11 protein-coding genes and 1 pseudogene are annotated in these 18,793 nt (G+C 49.4%); 5 read left to right on the top strand and 7 right to left on the bottom strand.

Translation table 11 applies throughout. The features are described from left to right. Positions 1–50 precede the first annotated feature (50 nt). The 4 genes from BLW34_RS10695 to BLW34_RS10685 all read right to left on the bottom strand — a co-directional run bounded on the left by BLW34_RS10695 (position 51) and on the right by BLW34_RS10685 (position 11,429). Complete coding sequence (locus tag BLW34_RS10695; protein WP_143037909.1) at positions 51–4,772, bottom strand: WD40 repeat domain-containing protein; 4,722 nt, start codon at positions 4,770–4,772, stop codon at positions 51–53. Next, positions 4,769–10,252, bottom strand: coding sequence for a hypothetical protein (locus BLW34_RS10690; RefSeq protein ID WP_090579294.1), 5,484 nt, complete (start codon positions 10,250–10,252; stop codon positions 4,769–4,771). The genes BLW34_RS10695 and BLW34_RS10690 overlap by 4 nt, the downstream gene beginning before the upstream one ends. A gap of 60 nt (positions 10,253–10,312) precedes the next feature. Continuing rightward, positions 10,313–10,402 (bottom strand): ATP-binding protein, encoded by a 90-nt coding sequence (locus BLW34_RS17425; protein ID WP_371263933.1) that lies wholly within the window; start codon positions 10,400–10,402, stop codon positions 10,313–10,315. 184 nt (positions 10,403–10,586) lie between these two features. Continuing rightward, on the bottom strand, positions 10,587–11,429 hold the full coding sequence (locus BLW34_RS10685) for a hypothetical protein (RefSeq protein WP_090579291.1): 843 nt from the start codon (positions 11,427–11,429) through the stop codon (positions 10,587–10,589). 1,297 nt (positions 11,430–12,726) lie between these two features. On the opposite strand from BLW34_RS10685, the gene BLW34_RS10680 reads away from it, so the two are divergent. The 3 genes from BLW34_RS10680 to BLW34_RS10670 all read left to right on the top strand — a co-directional run bounded on the left by BLW34_RS10680 (position 12,727) and on the right by BLW34_RS10670 (position 16,511). Continuing rightward, the gene (locus BLW34_RS10680; protein WP_090579288.1) at positions 12,727–13,026 is read left to right on the top strand and encodes a PepSY domain-containing protein; all 300 of its coding nucleotides are present in this window, start codon (positions 12,727–12,729) and stop codon (positions 13,024–13,026) included. A 320-nt stretch (positions 13,027–13,346) separates the two neighbouring features. Then, the gene (locus tag BLW34_RS10675; RefSeq protein WP_090579285.1) at positions 13,347–13,586 is read left to right on the top strand and encodes a hypothetical protein; all 240 of its coding nucleotides are present in this window, start codon (positions 13,347–13,349) and stop codon (positions 13,584–13,586) included. Between the two features lie 453 nt (positions 13,587–14,039). Next, entirely contained in the window at positions 14,040–16,511 is a 2,472-nt protein-coding gene (locus BLW34_RS10670; RefSeq protein WP_090579282.1) for a cation-translocating P-type ATPase, read from the top strand. Between the two features lie 96 nt (positions 16,512–16,607). On the opposite strand, the gene BLW34_RS10665 is transcribed toward BLW34_RS10670, so the two are convergent. The 3 genes from BLW34_RS10665 to BLW34_RS16500 all read right to left on the bottom strand — a co-directional run bounded on the left by BLW34_RS10665 (position 16,608) and on the right by BLW34_RS16500 (position 18,123). Then, a complete protein-coding gene (locus BLW34_RS10665) occupies positions 16,608–17,297 on the bottom strand; it encodes a VIT1/CCC1 transporter family protein (RefSeq protein ID WP_090579279.1) in 690 nt (229 codons plus the stop codon). A gap of 227 nt (positions 17,298–17,524) precedes the next feature. Then, on the bottom strand, positions 17,525–17,782 hold the full coding sequence (locus BLW34_RS16505; protein WP_218138840.1) for a hypothetical protein: 258 nt from the start codon (positions 17,780–17,782) through the stop codon (positions 17,525–17,527). A gap of 20 nt (positions 17,783–17,802) precedes the next feature. Continuing rightward, positions 17,803–18,123, bottom strand: a complete 321-nt coding sequence (locus BLW34_RS16500; protein ID WP_218138839.1) for a hypothetical protein — start codon at positions 18,121–18,123, stop codon at positions 17,803–17,805. A gap of 151 nt (positions 18,124–18,274) precedes the next feature. Between BLW34_RS16500 and BLW34_RS10655 the strand changes: the two genes are divergently transcribed. Both BLW34_RS10655 and BLW34_RS16495 read left to right on the top strand, forming a co-directional pair. Continuing rightward, entirely contained in the window at positions 18,275–18,595 is a 321-nt protein-coding gene (locus BLW34_RS10655) for a hypothetical protein (protein WP_090579276.1), read from the top strand. Between the two features lie 17 nt (positions 18,596–18,612). Continuing rightward, positions 18,613–18,793 (top strand): annotated as a pseudogene (locus BLW34_RS16495) (IS3 family transposase); the annotation flags it as partial.

Genomic DNA, 18,793 nt, shown 5'->3' with positions numbered 1-18,793 from the left:
TAGGTTAAAAAATATGAGATTAAATTCAAACCTATAAAAATTTATCCGATCTAGAAAATCTCGCCCTTATCGTAGTTCAGCGGCACCCAGCCAGGGAAAGGCCCATGTTCTTTGAAACTGACTTGATTGCCTTGTTCATCCACTGTCCATAGGGAAATTCGATTATCATTACTTCTCCACAAAATCCTGCCATCAGCGTAGTTCAACGGCTCCCAGCCATGGATAGGTCCATGTTCTTTGAAACTAACTCGATTACCCTGTTCATCCACTGTCCATAGGGAAATTCGATTATCATTACTTCTCCACAAAATCCTGCCATCAGCGTAGTTCAACGGCTCCCAGCCATGGATAGGCCCGTGCTCTTTGACACTAACTCGATTACCCTGTTCGTCCACTGTCCATAGGGAAATCCGATTATCAAACCTTTTCCATAAAATCCTGCCGTCAGCGTAGTTCAATGGTACCCAGCCAGGGATAAACCCATGCTCTTTGAAACTGACTTGATTGCCCTGTTCATCCACTTTCCAAAGGGAAATCCGATTACCATTACTTTTCCATAGAATTCTGCCATCAGCATAGTTCAGCGGTACCCAACCAGGAAAAGGCCCATGTTCTTTGAAACTGACTCGGTTGCCCTGTTCGTCTACATTCCAAAGAGAAATCCGATTATCATCTTTCTTCCACAGAATTCTGCCATCAGCGTAGTTCAACGGCACCCAGTCAGGGATAGGCCCGTGCTCTTTGGCACTGACTTGGTTGCCCTGTTCGTCCACTGTCCAAAAGGAAACTAGGGTATCAAGCCTTTTCCAAAGAATTCTGCCATCAGCGTAGTTCAACGGCACCCATCCAGGGATAGGCCCATGCTCTTTGAAACTGACCTGGTTGCCCTGTTCATCCACTGTCCAAAGAGAAATCCGATTATCATTACTTTTCCACAAAATCCTGCCATCAGCGTAGTTCAACGGCACCCATCCAGGGATAGGCCCATGCTCTTTGAAACTGACCTGGTTGCCCTGTTCATCCACTGTCCAAAGAGAAATCCGATTATCATTACTTTTCCACAAAATCCTGCCATCAGCGTAGTTCAACGGCACCCATCCAGGGATAGGCCCATGCTCTTTGAAACTGACCTGGTTGCCCTGTTCATCCACTGTCCAAAGAGAAATCCGATTATTATTACTTTTCCACAAAATCCTGCCATCAGCGTAGTTCAACGGCACCCATCCAGGAAAAGGCCCGTGCTCTTTGACACTGACTTGGTTGCCCTGTTCGTCCACTGTCCAAAGGGAAATCCGATTATCATCTTTTTTCCACAGAATCCTGCCATCATCGTAGCTCAGCGCCACCCATTCAGGAGGGAAAGGACCGTATTCTTTAAAACTGACTTGGTTGCCCTGTTCATCCACTTTCCAAAGGGAAATCCGACTATCCTCTTTTTTCCACAGAATTCCCCCGGCGATCAAAGAGGGATGAACAACTAAGGGCGTGATCGCGCTGAGCCTGCCCATCGGATCGACAAAAGCTAGCCGCAATGTAATCGGGCTACTTAGATCGATTGTTGGAGATGATGGTTCTACGGTGACTGTGATGACTCCAGTTGAGAGGTTTGGCCAAGTCCCGTTCAGCGGCACTCCGTTGGCGCTGGTGATCGGCTCAATTTCCTGTCCAAGCCATTGCGACCAGACGGCAAGCCGATAAAGGCCAATTGCCTTCACATGAGCACGCGGCGGATTGGTGATTTTAATAGTCATCTGCACTCTCCCAGCGGGATCTGCTGATCTCCGAGTCAACGTAACTGCTTCCGGTAAGGGTGCGGCGGGAGCACTGGGTGGTATGTGCATTAGTACGCGTGGTGCCGACGACAGACTCATCGGCCGTGGATGGTCTTCGGCATTAATCGGGTCAACAACAATGACTCCGCCCGGAGGTAACAAAGGATTGATACCGGCGGGCAATCGGCGTTCTGGCGGCAATTGAATCTCGGCCCAATATATGTAGCGTACGAAAGGCTCAAGACCACGCCCTGCATTGTCATCCGTAAGTGTTGCCGAGAATATAAGCGCCGAAGCCTCAGCGCTTTGCAAAGTGAGTGAACCTCGTCCAATAGAACGCGCATAGATGGGATCGGCAATTGCACCTACGGCGCGGCGGATTTGAAATCGCGGCGGCTCACTACCATGAGCGTCTCCACTGAATAATCCCGGTTCATCACGTTCCAAAGCAACACGATCAAAGCCATCGGCTATCACCCGTAACTGCGCAGTACCTTTCGCAGAGTCAATCTCACCATCAAGCCGCGGCGCTGGTGGACGGCGGCTGTCTGGTACTGCAATTGGCACGATGCCGCAGTTATCAAACAACGGTTCGGCGCCGTCAGGGCCGAGCGGTACAATGCGCAAAAACTGTACTGTCGATAGGCTGCGCGGCAGCCTGGTCGCTAAAACAGCTTGTCTATCAGGCCCTGCTTTAATCGGTGGTTCTGTCAGGAGGCGAAAAGCTTTACGATCGACACGACCATGATCAAGCACCTTACGGCAGCCGGCCGCTGCAATACGCCCTCGCGAGGGAGCCGCCGCTTGCAGCGGCTCCGCAATATCGGCAGCGGTAAGTCCAAGGCCTTGTTGGTCGGTGAGATAAACGCGATGCTGCGAGTCAGGCTTCGCCGACCAGGACAATCTGAGTTCGACCTCGGGGGAGGGACCGGGAGGACTCGTCCAAAACAGACCGATGCCCGTTGGGTATACTTGCGGTGGGCGGACGTCGGTCACTTCCACCGGCAAACTGGCAGATTCGGACTCATCGCCAGCTGTATTGATGAATGTGCCTGTTAATATCCAGGCCTTTTTTTCCTGCGGTTTAAGGCTAGGCAGAGAAAATTCCCGATCGAAAAATCCGGGAATAGACAAGTCCACCGTTTTATCTTGATCTCCAAGCCTGAGCTTCAGAGAAACCAACGGTAGGGAGCCAGCGGCAAGGTCGTTAATGCGGGGCACTACAATAGCCGAGCCAAGACGTTTTTCCTCGTCTTTAGTAAAAGGTTCTGCCGGCATTGGTTGTGGCACTGCGACAGTCAGCTTCAATACGCCGGGTGACAAATCACCAAATGAGGCAAGATCGATGACTGACCGCTCAATATGAAACCGTAAGATCGGCGGTGGTGGTTTCGGACGAGGGGGAGGTTCGATCGCAAAGTCGATCGGGTCCCCAAAACGCCCGAAAAAATCTGAAGCTCGTACGAGGTAGGAGACCGATCCGTCTTCAAAAGGAATATCCTGATCGAACAGAAGCCCGGCGGATTCGAAAGTTCCTGAAGTTTGACTAGGCTCATGAAAGCGAGGATTATATGTCTGTTCATGACCGAGGATGCGTGGTTTCGCTCGAGTCAGCGGCTCAAAATCGCTAAAGTCCACAGTGTCATGGCGAGATATCCATTTGCCGCCAAAATTAGCTGCTATCGCAACCATTGAAGCAAGCGACGCACGCGGAAAAGCGAAGCTAGCACGATAAAGCGAGCTTGGCAAATTATCTGCCGTAGTTTGCCAACGCTGCTGAAAAATCTGTGGTTTGGGCAGAGATGGCGGCAGCCAGGGAGGAACTGGAGAAACTACGGTAACAAAAGGAGCAGCAATGAGACCCTGCTTGTGAATGAAAGCTATGATTCTTTCAATTTCACCACGTATATCCCGACCGCTAAATCTTTCTAGGCTTTCGGTAAGCATAGTAATTAATCGCTCCGTCTCAGGTGTTGGTCTGCCCAGCAGATGAGTCAAATCAAGTCCTCGGCGTTCAAAATCTTTTGGTTCAAGAGCAAATAAACCAACCATAGCTAGCGTATCCCAACCGCCTTCGCTATCTAAATCAGGTATGTCTCCTATACAATCAGCAAAGCCAAAGAAGCGTGCGAGGCCAGGGTCGATCGAGGCCATTTGTAATGTTCCGAGGCGTGGTACATCTGCGTATTGCTTTTTGCCGTCAGGGGCCAGCATTTCAGCCTTCTCTATCTGTTTCCAAGGAACGATTTGATCATCATTGACAAGCTTGGATAGCAGATTTTCTAGACCTCCTCCGAGTCGCGCTGACTTGAGCATAGCCTCGACCCTCCGCAATTCATCGTCCGGAGTAATCGAATCGAACGGTCCCTCTGGTCTATCCATCGGGTTAAGACGCATAGGAGCGCCACGTATGACACGCTTTAGTCCGTCATTGCGATCCTGCACTCCAACATACCAGAGGTGTTGATCCTGAATCGGTAATCCGAGGATCGCTGTAAATTCTGATCTTTCACCTAAAATGTCATTGATATTGATGGACTTGGTGCTAATGCCGAGATTAGAGGCTCTACCCCATACTCTCAGCTTATGCATTAGAGGTGCGGAAAATAGCCAACGCGGCATATTCCTCTGTGCAATAGTACGATTATGCTGATCCAGCAGCATCACGCCCTCAAGCCGGTTTTCCCAATCACGAAGTTCAATCCGTACAATTCGTTCTTTATCGCTATTATTCGGAATCAGAGTAACCTCACCAATGCCGATTTGCGTGAGGTCTAAACCTTCTACTGGTTGCCCGTTACGATCCGTAATGTGGAACATCGGTTGCTCTGAAAACGAACTAGCAAGCTTAAAGACTGCAAATGGAGTTAGTGGGAAACTTGCGCCAAGACCTGCGAAAAGTCGCAGATGCGTGCCCTCAAGAAGATCTGGATCACTCCCGTCCACTGCAAAAGCATATGCGGAAAAGATCTCTGGTGGTGCAAAAAATGAGTTCATCATGGATCCTCCGAGAAATCAGGTGCAACCGGAATGGTGAGCAGGCCATTGATGTTTGTGCTGACCTCGTTAAGTATGCTCTTGGCCTTAAGTACAAGCCGAGGCGAGCCGCTGAACTCGTCAGTGACCAGCGGGACTGGGTTTGTAGTCAAATAGATAAGGCGCGAGCCGGATCTGTCGCGGCGACGAATATCGAAGCTGATAGGGGCACCGGCATTACTCATTTCAAGCGTGAGCCCTGCGAGTTCCATACGGCCAGGGCGGTGGATCGGCTCGGGCGACTCGATCATCAATCCCGCAAAGAGCCAGCCATTATTGCCATTAGACACCCACATGCGGCTCAGCCTTGGCGACTCAGCAATCGGCCAAGTGTCCATGCCGAGGAACCGTAATGCATTCTGATAAGCTTGATCGTCGCCTTCTATCACCGCCGCACCAACTGTAGCCGGTGGTTTTATCGCAAGATCCCCCTTTATCACCTTAGCCGGTTCGTCGTCGGTAGAGAAGCCAAGGCCTGCAAATAAGCCTGATGGAGTGCGCCAGCGAGAAGTTTTAAAAGTCACGCCTGGCAATCGGCCATCAGCAAAGGTGTGATTTTCAGATTCTGCCAAAACATAGATTTCGTACCACGCCTCCGGTTCTAGCGCTTGATTTATTGTTGCCGTTGCTCCCGGCGTCGGCATTTTACATGTAGAAGCCAGCGCATACCCGTAGCGTATCTGGTCAGTCTTGTACAGGTAAGTTGGATCTATCGCAAAGGACCATTCTGGTACTAGTAGCAAAGGCAATTTATAGGCCGAACCAGGCCGATCTACCCGCCGTATGGCGACCTTGATTTCAAAACCATAGGCCTTAGCAAGTGCCGCCAGATGGTCTTGAAAGAAATGAGCGCGTAGCGGATCATCGCAAAATCGAGATTCCTCACTCTGTGCAGGGTCGTAACCGGCCAGATACCGCTCGATCATTTCGGGTTGAAACACATCCTGTCTTCTGCATAACCAGCCCACATAGTCCTCATGACCGTACTTTATTAGAGTCTGTGCTTGTGGTTTGGGCGTGGTCTTAAAAAACAGCTGGCGCCGGGTAGATATTTGATCGTTAGATCCCTTAGGTTTGTAGAGGTTGGTCCCCGGTTCGTCATAGTTAAGCTTCTTAACAGAAACCAACTGCCCGTATTCATCCTGTTTCGAGATTTCGCCTGACCAGACCATATCGATATCAAGTCGGTACAATCGCCCGGGGGCAAGTATGGCTCGCTGATGCGGTACATTGGTTGTTGGGTCGGTCTTCGGTCCAGCCATCGCTGCATCGGCTAACCGTGCAACCTCATCGGCAATCGCCTTATTCTCCGCCGCCGCTGCGTCGCGCGCGCTCACCGTTATTCCACCCAATCCGACAATGCCAAGCTGGTAGCCAACTGGATAATTGATAATGAGCTGACGAACCGGATTGTTAGTTGGCGCATGATAAAGCCCTGCCGTCTCACCCGTCGGCACATCCTGAAGATCAGGATTGTGCCATTCTGCACCTGTATTATCAAAGACACGCAACCCTACGAAGTTCTCCCGAATTCCGAATAGCTTGCGATCAGCAATCAGCACCAACAGACCATCTACTATTGGATCAGTCAGATCAAGCCTGATTTGCTGGCCGGCAAAAACAAAATTAACCTCTAGGAACTCACCAATACTCTTCCCAGGCAACCAACTGAGGTTGGACGCAACGATATGGCCGACAAATTCATGCTTGATTTCTTCTGGCTGTGGCCAGGCGATCAACTGGGCTGTATCGAGTGAAAAAGGTTGCGGTACGGTAAAAACTTGATCGAGTGATTGCGCATTCCCTCTCACTGATAAGCCAAAATGATGCATATGCGCTTCGACTCGGCTGACGAGCGGGTTTTGACTGACTTTCTCGGGAGGCAGATAGAAACCGGCTCTCTCCCGATTAGCAAGAAACCCTATTGCCCAGCCCATTTCAGCGTCGACAGATCGGTGACAAATTTCGGTCGCTTTCTTCAGCGGTGTAGAAGGCATTCCTTCTCCACCATCGGCTAGTCTATTCACCCAAAGATCTCTACTGTCCGAGAATAACAGCAATTCAGTGACGTCACTGCCACTAGTACCGCGAGGTACCTGCCAACCTGAAGCAAGCTGCCCCGGCGGTTTCACACCAGGCCCAGTCAAAGGGTCTGCTTCGTCTGTAACATCAACCAACATTAACCGATCTAGGCGCCATTTGTAAAACAACATCTCATTACCAATTCTCGCAGGCGGAGGCGTTGCTCCCGATTTTAGGCCTGGGAATTGGGCAGTAGCAGTATCCGCAATTTCCGGTGCAATGCTGAAAGGCAATGAAACGATCGCATCAGGCCAAACCCACATTTCGGAAGTGATCTGAGCGGGATTTTCGACCAAACGTGCGAGAATCCGATAACTATCATCAGTAAGCGCACCGAGTGACCCGTCGCGGTGATTGTTAGCATCTAGATGGTCGAGCGGATGTATATCGGGATCCGGAAGTGTGAGCGGCGGTTCCGAACCAAACGAAATAGTTACTTTGCCTTCGATGTCAAAGAAAAGCAGCTCAATGCGCCCGATTACCTCGGCCCAGAAGTATTGCCTAATCTCTCTCGCCATGAAATTAACTGCCGCCTGCACACCAAGCGAAAACGGCCCAAGATTCAGGCTACCGCCTGCGCGTCCGAATCCGGCAAGCGTCGGAGGTTTAGAGCCTATCATGAGGTCAAGGCTGGCGTAGAGTTCAGCCCAAGCAATCGGCGGTACACCGAACGTACTCTGTAGGCCGAAACCGAAGGCAACGACAAACCCATCCGATATGGTCAATGGTGGTTTAGAAAGGGAACGGCCATGCGGCCAGCTTGTGATACCTCGGCCGCGCATCATCAGATAGGCATCGGCGCCAACATTCAAAATATCAGGAAGCACACGCGCTGAAATTGGTCCTATTTGACGACCTTCACCCTCAACGGGCGCACCATCTGCTCCTAAGTAGATATACCAATCGTCGGTATTCTTTCTGAACGGGAAATGCCCGACAAGTGGTATTTTAATTTCTAGCAGAGGTTTGAGATTGACGTTACCAATGACACCAAAGCTGAGCGCCTCAGAGTCGATGCCAATAAAGCCCAGGAAACTCAAACCTTCGGTTGGCGGATAACTTTTATCGATAATCTTAATAGCCGGCTGGAGCACCCGCCCGTTGAGTGCACCGCGCACTACGATATCCGGGACTGAGATCAGCAATCCGGCCTTGGCTGAGAACGAGAAGCCCAAATCGGGAAAGGTGCCCACGACAGCATCCAGCCCGAAAGTTGATTGACTCTGTGCTACTTGAAAGCTATTCACGCTATCGGGCTGCCATTGTAACTGCCGCAGCACCGGATCAGTCTCTGCATTATCCGAGTACCTCGGCACGGCCGAGAACCCTAGCAAGCCGCCGATGCCGAAAAGTCCGAAACCTGAATTTGCTAGCGGTATCGCCGCCGGCAGATCAACCCCGAGCCGCAACACGATCATTGGTGGTTCATAAATTACCCCTGCATCGGCTGCCACATTGAGCGGTAATAGATCAGCTCGCAGGTTGGCGGCAAAGCCGTTTTTGAGCAGTTGCAGAGACCCAGAACCTTCGATCGCTGCCGGAATAGTCAGATCTGCTTCCAGACCCCGGATGGATGCATCAATAGATCCATCGTCGTTGAGCGTGGCACGAATCGTTGCGCCGGCCACTTTGATTGGTCCCAGATTGAGCTTGAACCGTAGATCGACCTCAAGCCATGACGAGCCGCGACCTGACCGGCTGCCCAGGACATCAAACAACGACTCTAGGCCCTCGACGTTCCAGGCGCCTGGATTCTCGATTTCCATGTCGGCGTGATCAAAATCGAGCCCAATCATATTGAGGCCGCTCTTGTCCAGATTAACGCTCATGCGCACCCTACGCACCCGAATGCGCATGGGTTGATTAGGATTCATTGAGACCGAAAGAACGCCGACGCTGATCTGCTTTACTCGCACTGCGACGGAATAGTCCAGCGTCAGTGCGATCGCGCCACCAACGGGAGAACCATGTCCAGTTGACTCGATCTCGACGCCATGCAGTACAAAGCGGCTGTCATTAGTGAACAGTGATGACAATGCTGTGCCGGCAGCCAGAAGAGCATAGAGGACCACACCCTTGGTATCACCTACATTAGCCTTGCGCTCAACACCCTTATCTGCAATCAGCGCCGTTGCGAGCGCAGCGGCAGTATTGAAGATCTTGGCCCCGCCCATGGTGTTCGAGGTAACCGAGACAATGCCATTCTGGCCTTGAGATGAGACTCCGATAGTGATCTTGAACTTGTTAGCGTCATTGATCGGATCACGGGCTAAGGTTGCTGTCACTCGCACGGGTTTGCCGGCTGCAAAGGTAACTTCGTGATCAGCCCTGTCAGTATCAATAAAGCCCGCCTTGGCTCCATCAAGAGGCAGTTCCATGCTGACCGAAATCAATGTTGGCACCAGACCTGACAGACCATTCGCCGCAGAATCAAGGCATTCTATACGGATAGAATAACCCGGTCTTTCGGGTCGCCCTTGGATTGCGGGCCGTGTCGGTACCTTAGTTTCGATCACTAGTTGAGCGCTGCCTTCGCCTCGTGGAATGGCAAAATAGCCTTTGATTGGCTGTCCTCCGAAAAGCGGCACATCTGCTGGTAAATAGAAATCAAGCTCGCGTGCCAGAATGCCGCACCAACTTGGTGTATCGGCACTAATCGACGGCAAGGGCGGATCTAGCGCTGGAGCGCCATTGCCTGGGCCTTTGGCATCCTCACTATCATCAATAATAACAGCCGGACAGTCAAAACCAATTTTGGAGTTACCGAATACCACTGTCCGTGGTTCGAGTCCAAGTACTATCACTCCCTTAGTAGAGTCCGTATCAGCTGTAAACCGCATGTTCGCCGGCTCCACCGCAGATCCCGAAATTAGCAAAGCAGGCCCGAGAGCCGCCCCCGGTTCCGAAGCTCGACTGACAAGGTATGGTGAATGTTTCGGATCGTCTAGCGGCAGGGTGTCGAGCGTAATCGTGCCATCTGCTGCGACTATGCGTGCAGCACCGGTCAGTGTCATTCCGGGCACACTCTTGACAAACTTGAAGATGAACAGCGCCTGTTCCTGATCGGCCAATTGCAGCCAGAATTGAAAGGATGTTGGGGTAATAGATGGATCGAGCTTAAGTTTGAATGGCGCTGCTTTTACAATGCCAGTTGGCGCCTGAAGGGAAAAATCGAAGCCTGGAATCGGGCTATTGCCCCAGTCCGGCTTGAGCTTAACCTTACCGATTGAAATACCATCGCCTTGGTTAATTGGACCATCATCAATCTCAAGAGCAGAGAGCATAAGGTCAATCTCTGTCGATAGGATAGTATGCTGTAATACACCAGAACTAACGAGTACTGTCTTGATTGAATCAGACATTTAACACCTCCCGGCAGTCTGATTTTGTGATGCAATAAAAATTGAGCCACTTTCCTGCGCTTAACTATACTTATTCAATTTAGTTTTCAGATGATAGCTTTCACCTCCGGGCATGAAGATATGAGAATGATGGATGAGCCGATCAACGATAGGTAGAGTCTACTCAAAAAATATTTCTCATAATCGTTTAAAATTTATAATTCATAAAATATTGCATTTCTTAGCCCGCTCCGTCAAGTGTGAAGTTTCGTGAGGGTGTCATTGAGTCATGGGATCCCTCTTGAGAAAGCTGAGAGGAGCAGGAATTTCAGCTTCAGGCCGGTATCGATAGTGTTCAACCTTTAACGGTCGCCACAATGGCACCAAAATAGTTGTTTAATAGCTTTTCAGACCCCTGCCATCCGGATCGGTTAGATCCCCAGGTCCAGATGTCAATGTGGAGCCACCTCGAGTCCTCGGGTTGCAAGGTAATTGGTGAGAGCATTGCGATGTAATGGTTCGGGATGGGTACCCACCCGCGATCAGGTATGTCGGCAATCGGTGTCAAATAGAGCGAGGTTACGCTCGAATCTACGAGCAGGATAACGTCTAAATGAGGTGGCGTCTGGAGGTTCAGGAGTACGCTCTTGTCACTTGGAAGAACTAGGGAGGTGCCGTCATTCACGTTTGAATAAACATTAGTCGCGTTAAGCCATCCTGTGACTGTTCCAGGAAGTGTGATTCCAGCTGCATAATCAGCGGCTGTGTTCGGCTCTCCAGCGTAGTCCCACCATAAATTCTCCGATTGACGGAGGGCAGAGAGTAACATCCAGTCAGCAGTCTCTGGTGTTGAGCCTGGCTTGAGGCCGTCGGTGTACGAGCGTAGCTTCGAGTAGTTCTGACCCAGGAGTTTCCATCCAGCGTTAACAGTAAGGGAGCCTATTTGAGCGGAACCGTCACGGAGGAGCGTGCACGAGAAGTTTGCCGCAGCTACTGGATCGCGCGAAAACCACGTTCGAAAGAAGACGGCAGGTCCACATGCATTCAACGCGCGCTGATGGATGAGCTCTGGTTGTCTCAAGATAGCTCGGAGCCGGTTGAGTGTCTGATCGCGGTCCAAGATCCATGCCACTCCTTCTTGAGGCGTAGTTGCTTGGAACTTATCGACGATTCTCAGTGCGGTATCTATGTTGCTCATGGCGTTATACTCCTTGTATGTTTCGCGTAGCACTGGTTCCTCGGTTGGCCTTTCCAGTCGAACTCGAATAGCTCGACGCCCATGTATTCGTGGTAGACGTTGAGAAGCGCTGCTCTTACCGACTTCCCGATGAGGTTGACGGGGCTTTGCGAGTACAGGAAAAATAAACGTGCTTTTTCATAGAGAATAAAAGTACAGAAAATCCGATAGGGTGTCAACCATCCCGGAAAGTAATCAGAGATTCAATAAAGTTGTGCTGATCGGCAGCAAAGAATGCTGGATTTGGGTACTTTTTGCCTTTCAGGCGAAAGACGCCCAGAGGGAAAGGTCAGCTCAATCATAAAGAGAGCTGAAAAAGACGGGTTCAGAATGAGATGATTCGATTAGATCGTAGACTTATATAGATGATCGAAGTGATGAGTAAGCTGCAGGATCAGTTCAATTCTGAAAATCGCAATTGAGCCGGAGTTCGCAGTTACTCAAAACTCGCCAAATAAAACGAGCAAATTTCTGATAAGATAATGGTCAAATAAGGGCTTTATGTAGTTTTCCGCAATAGTTCGCACTGCCCCGAACGCGTTGATATAAACTGGTTTGGTGCGGGCTTCCACCCCACCACCAACACAAAAAACCAACCCTTCATCCGGTTGGTTTTTTTTCGCCTATTGTCGCGTGTTTACGCGGGTTCTTGCGGACTTCGAGGTTTCAAGAAATTCCACAAATTCGCTCATTTTTTCTCTCTTCACGCCATTATTCTCTCCACCCCTGCCCGTCATGTAAACACGAAGCTCTCAAGTTTGTATTATTTTAACGATAAATATCAATGAATTACGCGCGGACCAATCAAGTGGTTGATTTTCAGCATTGGTAGGGGAAGGAAATCGTGGCATTGTGTGGTGGGTCCTTGGTACTGGATATCTCGGTTATGCCGGGGCAAGGAACTTCGTCAAGTGGCAGTGAATAGGCCCATAATCGCCAGGGATACCTATAGTTGTAGTCTTCATGTAGGACGCTCCTCTCTATTTAGCGGGTTTTACTCCGCCACTACTTTGGCGCCTTGTTGTCGTTTAGGGGTAGTGGACGTCCATATCATTACGGCAAATGATATTCTTGAGCAACGATGGGCATTATTTATCAGTATTAGCAACAACACAGCATCCTACCTGCCACTTGCAAATTCTTTAATCTAGACATCATTCGTTATGTGCTCTACCGCACCGACTATTTTTTATTTGACAGCTAACCTTTTATTTGTGGAATTTTCCATTTTTAAAACTCAATAAGATAAGGATCAACGATGAAAACTAGAACACTTCTTCTAATAGTTGCTTTACCGATAACAATGTTATTCGCGACATCAGGTTTTGCAGGTAAAAATGAAGAGAAAATACAATGGGCTAACGTTCCAGCCGTAGTTCAGAAAACCATTACAGAAAACGCAGGGGACGGGAAAATAGAGGAAATCGAGAAGGAAACAGAGACAAAGCATGGTAAATCGATTACGGTCTATGAAGCTAAGGTAAAAAAATCAGACGGTAAAAAGATCGAAATTAAGGTCGGTGAAGACGGAAAGCTCATCAAGGTTGAGAACGATTAATTCTAGAAGCTACAGTTGAGGTTTATGTGAGAAATCACTGCAGATCAGTACTTGTGGTGGTTTTCAGCTTATAACGTCAACGGTTAAAAACTCTCTCCCATATTGGAATCTGCCTTCCGATGGTTTGATGGGGCGACTAAGCCGGCAAAAGGCGGCTTGGTCATTTTTCGTCCTAAATTCACGCCCACCGACATCAGAAAAATTCCGAGGGCTTAGGCGTACAACTCCTAATATAAAATATTCGGACTAATACAATGATTTTCTAGTCTGTCTAGAGGCCGTTAGGTATTGGAAATGTACAACCATAATGGGGAAAATATATGTACCAAGAAATGAAAGCAGTAAAAATCGGGTTGTTTTTGGTTATGTTGACCTTAATTTTCGGAATTTGTTTGGGTATTGATTTTGGAGTTGCTGAAGATTCCATAAAATCCTATATATCAGATGGAGTAGCATCTCATGCAGATGTACATGATGATAAAAGCAACGACAAAATATGGAGATATGCCCAAAGAGCTCATTTTCATGTAACAGGAGTTTCTGCATTCTCTATTGGATGAGTTCTTCTCATAATGTTCTCTTCCCTTAAACGGGAGTTGAAACCAGTCTCATCCATTTTAGTTGGTCTTGGCGAGTTATATCCATTGTCATGGTTCACAATGTTTGTTCTTGCTCCGTCAATAGGAAGAAGTGCTGCGCATAATCATATTTTAACGGAAATGTTTACTTATATTGGCGTAGGTTGCTTGCTACTAGGCATTGTAATTTTATGTGCAAATTTATTCCTCGAAATGTTTCATGATGCACCGACCGAGTAGTGAACAGTGAGGCGAGCGCGATCAACATAGAGGTTGTGAAGAAATCGTCGCAAGCGCCCCAAGCGCAAGGCAGACGGAACGCAGATTCTATACATATCAAATAGATAGGCGAGAAGCGAGTGCCGCCCAACACATCGATTGGTGCGCATAGTAGATTTATTCACAGCCTCATAGTCAATTAATGGAGATTATCCAATGCATCGAGCTGTGCCTATCGCACGTCTTGACGACATCCTGAATAGTGAGCGTAGTTTAACTCAGGAGGAAGTCGATGCACGCCTAAACCAATACGGGCGTAATGATATCGTGGAAGTCCCCACCTCGAGTCGATGGGCATTGCTGTTGGATACAGCTAAGGATCCTATGCTGTGGTTTTTGCTTGGCATAGCAACATTGTTTATTTTCCTTGGCGACAGGGTAGAAGCGGCGATACTTTTTGTGGCGGCAGTTCCGCTGATTGGGATGGATTTGTACCTGCACCGTCGCACCCGAGCTTCCACTGAAGGATTGTCGAGCCGACTTGCCGTACAAGCCAATGTGGTACGCGATGGCGAGGCAGCAGAAATTGCCGCGACGGAACTGGTGCCGGGGGATCTCGTGCTGCTATCTGCGGGACAAAACGTGCCCGCCGATGGCATTCTCATCCGTGGTGAATTAATCCAGGTAGATGAGTCCGCACTAACTGGCGAAGCCTATCCGGTACGTAAGCGGCCGTTGGGTAAGTTGGATCAGTCAATTGTGCCTGTACCAGTCGATACGGCTCACTGGATCCATGCTGGAACCCGGCTACTCACCGGGACTGCCACCGTTCGCATTGTGTACACCGGCGCTGAAACAATTTACGGTGATATCGTACACTCCGCATTGCTCGGTAGTCGCGAGCGCACTCCGCTACAAGCTGCCATTGCCAATTTGGTTGTGATGCTTCTTATTGCGGCCACAATCCTGTGCCTCGCGCTTGCCTGGGTGCGTCTACGTCAGGGATTCGGCATTGTCGATGCGGTGCTGAGTGCGGTTACGCTGGCAGTTGCTGCGCTACCTGAAGAATTTCCAGTTGTTTTTACCTTCTTTCTTGGCGTTGGGGTATACCGTCTGGCACAACGGCGGGCGCTGGTGCGACGCGCGGTAGTGGTAGAAAATATTGGGCGGGTATCCTGCATTTGTTCGGACAAGACCGGCACCATCACCGAAGGTCAGTTGAGCTTGACCCACCGTTACCCGAACAATGATGTTAGCGATGAGCAGTTGCTTTCGGTCGCAGCCTTTGCTTCCCGCAGTGAAACCGATGATCCTTTAGATTTGGCAATTCTTCACGTGGCGCCCACTGTACTTTCACATCACTCTCTGGTGATGACATTTCCCTTTACAGAGAATCGTAAGTATGAAACCGCCATTTGGCGCAAACCCGATGGTACATTGACAGCAGCGACTAAAGGGGCACCGGAGATCATATTCGCCATGTGCTCTTTCGCAGAGAACGAGCGCATAAAATGGGAAACCCGGGTTGCTGAACTCGCGAAAGCTGGACATAAGGTGATCGCTTGTGCGGAGCGCAGCATCACCGATTCTGCCTGGGTTGGTGGAGAGCCGAGTCGCGAATTCGGTTTTGTCGGATTGCTCGCCTTTGAAGATCCAGTGCGCGAGGGAGTTACCGAAGCAATCCGAAACTGTTATGAAGGGGATATCCATGTTGTGATGGTCACTGGTGATCATCCTGCCACCGCAGAGGCGGTAGCGCGCGAGATAGGCCTGGGTCAAGGCAACCCTAAAGTGATCGAAGCAAATCAACTGGACGCCTTGATACAACAGGGGGGTGCGGCTATGATGAGGGTGGATGTGATCGCACGTGCCGTCCCATCACAGAAGCTCAGCTTAGTGCGGGGTCTGCAGTCCGCTGGTGAAGTTGTGGCGGTCACCGGAGACGGCGTAAATGATGTGCCGGCTTTACAGGCTGCCGATATTGGCATTGCTATGGGTCAGCGCGGCACCCGCAGCGCACGTGAAGTTGCTACCATTGTGCTACTGGACGACAACTTTCGCACCATCATTCGCGCGATTGCCGAAGGCAGGCAGTTGTTTCGCAACTTGAAACTGAGCTTTGCCTACCTATTGATGATCCACATTCCATTAGTTATCACCGCGGCGCTAATACCTTTAGCAGGCTACCCCTTGCTTTATCTACCTGTTCATATTGTCTGGCTCGAGCTGATCATTCATCCTACGGCATTACTGGTTTTCCAGGAGCTGCCAACAAATGAACGCTTGGATCCGATTCAAAAAGTACAGCACCCTCGATTTTTTAATCAGCGGGAGTGGTGGGTGATCGCCATTGTCGGTGCCCTGATGACATTAACGATCATCTATGGCTATGTACGCAGCCTTGGTGTAGGCCACGAGGTTGAGCACGCACGGGCCATGGCCCTAGTCACTCTCTCGTTTGTAAGCGCCATGTTGACTCTTGTTCTGAGTGGCCTGTCTAACTTTATGTCACGTATCATGGTAGGAGCAACAATTGCACTGGCTTTGCTATTGGTGCAATTTCCAACCTTGGCTTCGTTATTACATCTGGCTCCCCTGCATTTAGATGATTTGATGCTCAGCGCGGTATGTGCGCTTGGCATTGCCATGATTGTCGTTTTTGGACGGTTTAGGGTTCAGTCGCATTAAAAGAGTTGTGAGGTCGGCTGATTATCATATGGGTCAAGAATAAAAAATAGTGAACTCAACATCACTAGAAATTGTTTCATAAAACCCAATTTCTTGTTATACAGCTACACCAAATAATCTTCCTACTGCCGCAGTTAAACTCATTGCAAGGGCTCCCCAGAATGTAACTCTGATAACACCGATAGACATCGCCGCGCCCCCTGCACGTGCGGCAAGACCTCCCAGAGCTGCCAAAAATATGAGTGACGATACCGCAACTACGGGTATGAGCTGAGTGCTTGACACATTCCATGCGATCAATAATGGTAACGTAGCGCCAATAGTAAATGTACCCGCAGAGAAAAATGCTGCTTGCATGGGACGGGCTCTAACAGTTTCTGCTAAACCTAGCTCATCTTTTGCGTGCGCTCCTAATGCATCATGTGTCATTAGTTGTTCTGCCACTTGTTTTGCCAAATTTGAATCAAGCCCTCTTTTTTCATATATATTTGCAAGTTCCTGCAGCTCAAATCCGTAATCATCGCTTAATGACTTTCTCTCAAGTTCAAGATCTGCCTTTTCTGTGTCTGATTGAGAGCTTACCGATACATATTCGCCTGCGGCCATAGACATTGCGCCGGCGACTAAGCCAGCAACTCCAGTCAGAAGAATGTCCGTATGCGCGGCATGAGCAGCTGCAACACCTATGACAAGACTTGCAGTTGAAACGATACCATCATTTGCACCGAGAACGGCAGCGCGTAACCATCCTATACGATGTGATCTATGTATTTCGTGATGACTCATATCATTTCCCGAGATTTTTTCTGAGGTTGTAGAAGATTAGCACTAAATTTGCTTTCCATTTCATATCGTTGTGCTTACATCTAAATTAAGAGCTAACTCGTAAAAAATTCCAGAAAAACAGAGCCGCAGCCAGCTTTCTAAATACATGCGCCATAAGCCCCTTATAAGAACGAACTTGACTGGCACATTCAATACCTGTCTTTTCTTCAATCCAGGCAAATAAGGCTTCAATCGGGTGCCGAACGCGAGAAACCGCTGTAGACAACCATTGATCCTATGGTTTGAGAATAGGGTTGCCATTTTTGTTTTTTAGCCGGTGTCAAGACGGTCAGATTCTGAGCTTGTCTGACGTCTTCGGCGTCGGGCCGTTGATAAGCTTTATCACCATACAGCTCATTGTTGTGCAATTGTGGCCAAATCTGATCAAATATCTTGCCATCATGGTCACTGGCGCCGGTCACACCGATATACTCAGGGATCGGCAATGAGCCTGGTTGGCGGCGCCCTATGATATGAACCCGAACACCATGATAATACAACCTCTTGGTTGAGCGTAGCCTGAATCCGCCAACTGTTTCGCTACACACGCCTTAAATCGATGGCCTTGCTGGGCCAAGGCCACTGGAAATGAATCGATCAGCCAAACTTGCCCAGGATTCCTGGTTTCTTGTTCTTGCTGAATCAGTGCTAATAAGGGCGCAAACACATCGGCTACCCGATTCAGGCGCTGAACATAAGCTACATAACTCGGAAGTCGTGGAAACCAATCGCGTAAATGGCGATCCGCATACTCATAAATACCTTTGATCTCTCTATGCTTGTCCATCACACCGACCAGGTCAGTTTGAAACCTCCTCTTGTAAACCCGGGGCGATTCACCTGGCTTGGGCTACACGTGCGCGGGGGAAACATCAAAGTGGAGTTGGAGTTGTCCCCTTTGAACGGACACATTATGTTCTCGTTAAAGAAGATGAAAGATGACTCAAAACTATAAACCTGCCTACCCGGTGGAGTTTCGCCAACAGATGGTGGAATTGGTTGCATTAGGCAGATGTCCTAAGCAGCTATCCAAGGAATTTGGCTGCCACTACACTTCGATCCAAGCATGGTGTCGTGCAACGGGTGTTCAATACCGGTCTAACCAGGTAACTGCCACGGTCTCGGTATCTAGTAGTGCTCCCTTGAATTCTAACGAACGGCAGGAGCTAATAGAATTGCGCAAAAAGCTCAAGCGTGTGGAGATGGAGCGTGACATATTGGCAAAGGCTACGGCCTGGTTTGCAAACAACAAAGACTGATTGGGAAGGTATACCAATTGATCAAGGCAAACCAGGCGCAATTTCCGACCCGTATACTATGTGAGGTTCTTGGTGTTTCACACAGCGGTTACTATGACTGGGTTAAACGCACGCCCAGCCTGCGGGCCATAGCTAACTGCCAATTAATTGAGCAGATCATTGTCATACACCGCACAAGTGATTTCACGTATGGCCGCC

The organism is Nitrosomonas sp. Nm58, assembly GCF_900107335.1.
Taxonomy (GTDB): Bacteria; Pseudomonadota; Gammaproteobacteria; order Burkholderiales; family Nitrosomonadaceae; genus Nitrosomonas.
This window is presented reverse-complemented; position numbering and strand designations above follow the sequence as displayed.

Bases quoted from the DNA above. Each gene is read 5' to 3' on its own strand.
- BLW34_RS10665 (WP_090579279.1), bottom strand. From the start codon at position 17,297: ATGAGTCATCACGAAATACATAGATCACATCGTATAGGATGGTTACGC.
- BLW34_RS10680 (WP_090579288.1), top strand. From the start codon at position 12,727: ATGAAAACTAGAACACTTCTTCTAATAGTTGCTTTACCGATAACAATG.
- BLW34_RS10670 (WP_090579282.1), top strand. From the start codon at position 14,040: ATGCATCGAGCTGTGCCTATCGCACGTCTTGACGACATCCTGAATAGT.
- BLW34_RS10675 (WP_090579285.1), top strand. From the start codon at position 13,347: ATGTACCAAGAAATGAAAGCAGTAAAAATCGGGTTGTTTTTGGTTATG.
- BLW34_RS10690 (WP_090579294.1), bottom strand. From the start codon at position 10,252: ATGTCTGATTCAATCAAGACAGTACTCGTTAGTTCTGGTGTATTACAG.
- BLW34_RS16500 (WP_218138839.1), bottom strand. From the start codon at position 18,123: ATGGACAAGCATAGAGAGATCAAAGGTATTTATGAGTATGCGGATCGC.
- BLW34_RS10685 (WP_090579291.1), bottom strand. From the start codon at position 11,429: ATGAGCAACATAGATACCGCACTGAGAATCGTCGATAAGTTCCAAGCA.
- BLW34_RS10655 (WP_090579276.1), top strand. From the start codon at position 18,275: ATGACTCAAAACTATAAACCTGCCTACCCGGTGGAGTTTCGCCAACAG.
- BLW34_RS10695 (WP_143037909.1), bottom strand. From the start codon at position 4,772: ATGATGAACTCATTTTTTGCACCACCAGAGATCTTTTCCGCATATGCT.